Raw genomic sequence first — 3,394 nt, forward strand, 5'->3', positions numbered from 1 at the left:
CTACAGGCGCTTGAAATTACAAAAGTAGACGATCAGGTTACTGTTTTCTTAGCGGGGAACTCGACTGTGGTGAACCAGGATGATGAACCTTGGGCATCGTGGGGACAAATGATTCCCCGTTTTTTTAAACCTGGTGTTGCTATTGCCAATCACGCCGAATCTGGCTTAACACTGGGTTCATTTTTAGGGAGCAAAAGATTAGCGAAGGTTTTAAGTGTGATGAAACCTGGCGATTACCTTTTTATTGAATTTGGACATAACGATCAAAAAGATAAAGGGCCAAACGATGGCGCTTATAAATCATATACCGAAAGGTTAAAAACATTCATTTCGGAAGTGAAGAAAAAAGGAGGGATCCCTGTTGTGGTTACCTCAACCAGTAGAAGGTCTTTTGGCCCGGATGGAAAAATTGTAAACTCTCTTGGCGATTTTCCTGATGCTGCACGTAAGGTTGCTACCGAAGAGAAAGTTGCTTTGATTGATCTGAATGCCATGACATCGACCTTGTTTAATGCTTTGGGCGAAGAGCCATCGAAAAAAGCCTTTGTTCATTATCCTGCTAACAGTTATCCAGGTCAGGATAAGGCATTGGCCGATAACACACACTTTAATCCTTATGGGGCTTATGAAATTGCACAATGCATCATCTTAGGGATTAAAGAACAGAAATTAGGGATTGCGAAATATCTGGTGGATGATCTGCCAAAATTTGATCCGGCAAAACCAGATAATCCTACAGATTGGCACTGGCCAGAGAGCCCCAAAAGCAGTATAGTCAAGCCAGATGGGAATTAAAATGAGCGGTAATTTAATTTTAATATTAACTTTTATTTGCTTTTCTTGTTCCGGACAAAAAAAGCCTGTAATTGAAGTTTATCTGATTGGTGGACAGTCGAATGCAACTGGTCAAGGCTACTTGTCCAATATGGATGATTCGATGAAAGTTGATCGCAGGGTTTTGATTTATCATTCAGGAAAACCTCATCTTAATAGTAATTTTTTACCTGATCAATGGTTTCCATTACATGCTTCTTCAGAATCGCCTGACCGTTTTGGCCCTGAACTGGGTTTTGGATCACAATTACAAAATCTTCGTCCAAAAGCTCGTATTGCCATTATAAAACATGCACATAGTGGTACCAATCTTTATAAACAATGGAATCCAGGAAAGGATCAAAAGGATACAATAAACCAAGGTTTACAATATAAGATATTTATGAGTACGGTTAAATCTGGGTTGGATAGTTTAGTCAAACGTGGTTATCAACCTGTGATTAAGGGCATGTTGTGGCAGCAGGGCGAATCCGATGCTGATAAAGGGGAGGAAGTAAGCAAGAGTTACGGTAAAAACTTGAAGCAATTCAATATTCGCGTCAGGCAGGATTTGAAAACAGCGAATATGCTGTTTGTTTACGGGTATGTTTACCCACCACCCAATAAGGGTATAGCAATAGATGAAGTTCGAAACGGACAGCGTGATGTAGCATCGAGTGCTAAAACATCATTATCTGTCCGCAATGCTTATATTATACTCACCGATGATCTTAGCCAAAGAGCAAGTGATAAAAATACGCGTTATCCAAAAGATCATATCCATTTTGGTACCAAGGGGACCTGGGAGCTGGGATTAAGAATGGCCGAAGAGATAAATAAACATTTAAAATAGACTATCATTTAGCAATGAAAAAAATAATTACCGTTGTATTGTTTACCGCCTTGTATGGAACTACTTTCGGACAGGCGAGCGTACAACCATTTAATTTAACGGAGGTACGTTTGCTTGAAGGACCGTTTAAGCAGGCTCAGGAAACTGACAAAAAATATATGCTTTCGCTTGATGCGGATAAGCTTTTGGCTCCTTATTTACGGGAGGCAGGACTAAAACCTAAAGCAGCATCTTACGGAAACTGGGAAAACACAGGTTTAGATGGGCACATCGGCGGGCATTATTTGTCTGCTCTGGCTTTAATGTATGCTTCAACCGGTGATACAAAGGTTAAAGACCGAATGGAATACATGATTGCCGAACTGGATAAATGCCAGGTAAAAAATGGTGATGGCTATTTGGCAGGTATTCCAGGTGGAAAAGAAATCTGGAAGGAGATCAAAGCAGGCAACATCAAATCGTCAAGTTTTTCGCTGAATGGAAAGTGGGTGCCTTTATACAATATCCACAAAATTTATGCAGGGCTTTACGATGCTTATGCGGTTGCAGGTAATGTAAAAGCAAAGCAGATGCTCCTAAAACTCACCGACTGGTGTGTAGATCTGGTCTCGAATTTATCTGATCAGCAAGTACAGGAACTTCTAAAAAGCGAACACGGTGGGTTGAATGAAACTTTCGCCAATGTTTACGCGATAACGGGTAATCAAAAGTACCTTCAATTGGCGAAGCGGTTTTCGGATCGATCCATTCTAAATCCACTTTTAAAAAATACAGATGCCCTGAATGGTTTGCATGCGAACACACAAATTCCTAAGGTAATCGGTTTTGAGCAGATCGCCTTGTTGGATAAAGACCCTTCCTGGGCAAATGCGGCTGCTTTCTTTTGGAAAACAGTAGTAGATCATAGAACGGTAGCCATTGGGGGAAACAGTGTTAGAGAGCATTTTCATCCGGCCAGTAACTTTTCTTCTATGACAGAATCGCGTGAAGGCCCGGAAACCTGTAATTCCTACAATATGCTTAAGCTCACCAAACAGCTATTTTTGGCAGAGCCTTCTAATACCTATCTCGATTATTACGAACGTACGCTTTACAATCATATCCTCTCTTCGCAGCGGCCAAAAGGTGGTTTTGTATATTTTACACCGATGCGGCCGGGGCATTACCGTACTTATTCGAGTCCACAGGAGAGTTTCTGGTGCTGTGTAGGCTCGGGATTGGAAAATCATGGCAAATATGGAGAGTTGATTTATGCTCATGGTAAGAATGATATGTATGTAAATCTTTTCATTCCCTCTACCTTAAACTGGAAGGAAAAAGGTATTCAGCTTACACAACAAACACTTTTTCCTGATGCAGAAAATACGACAATCAAACTTCAGTTAAAGAACAAGCAACGCTTTACCCTACATTTTCGTCAGCCGGTTTGGATAGAACAGGGAAAAATGACTGTTTTGGTGAATGGAAAAAAAATAACCACCAAAAGTGATGCGAATGGGTATGCCAGTATTGATCGTGTTTGGGCTACTGGCGATGTGATTAACATTTCATTGCCAATGCACACCACCACTGAGTTTATGCCCGACGGTTCTGATTGGGTGGCCTTTCTTCGTGGCCCGGTTGTGCTCGCTGCGGCGATGGATACATTAAATCAACCTAATTTATTAGCTGATGGCAGTAGGATGGGACATATTGCTTCAGGGCCATTATTCCCGATCAGTGACGCAC

3 protein-coding genes are annotated in these 3,394 nt (G+C 41.3%); all 3 read left to right on the forward strand.

Features of this window, described 5'->3' with window-relative positions; genetic code table 11:
- The coding region (locus tag AC1DND_RS23255) for a rhamnogalacturonan acetylesterase (protein WP_477584965.1) at positions 1-795 on the forward strand (795 nt) is incomplete at its 5' end.
- Positions 785-1,666 carry a sialate O-acetylesterase gene (locus tag AC1DND_RS23260; RefSeq protein ID WP_477584966.1) on the forward strand — a complete coding sequence of 294 codons (882 nt, stop codon included), beginning with the start codon at positions 785-787 and terminating at the stop codon, positions 1,664-1,666. The genes AC1DND_RS23255 and AC1DND_RS23260, both read left to right, overlap by 11 nt.
- 14 nt (positions 1,667-1,680) lie before the next feature.
- Positions 1,681-3,394 (forward strand): glycoside hydrolase family 127 protein (locus tag AC1DND_RS23265; protein ID WP_477584967.1); only part of this gene is annotated, 1,714 nt, incomplete at its 3' end.

This window comes from Pedobacter sp. 01N416 (assembly GCF_056399685.1).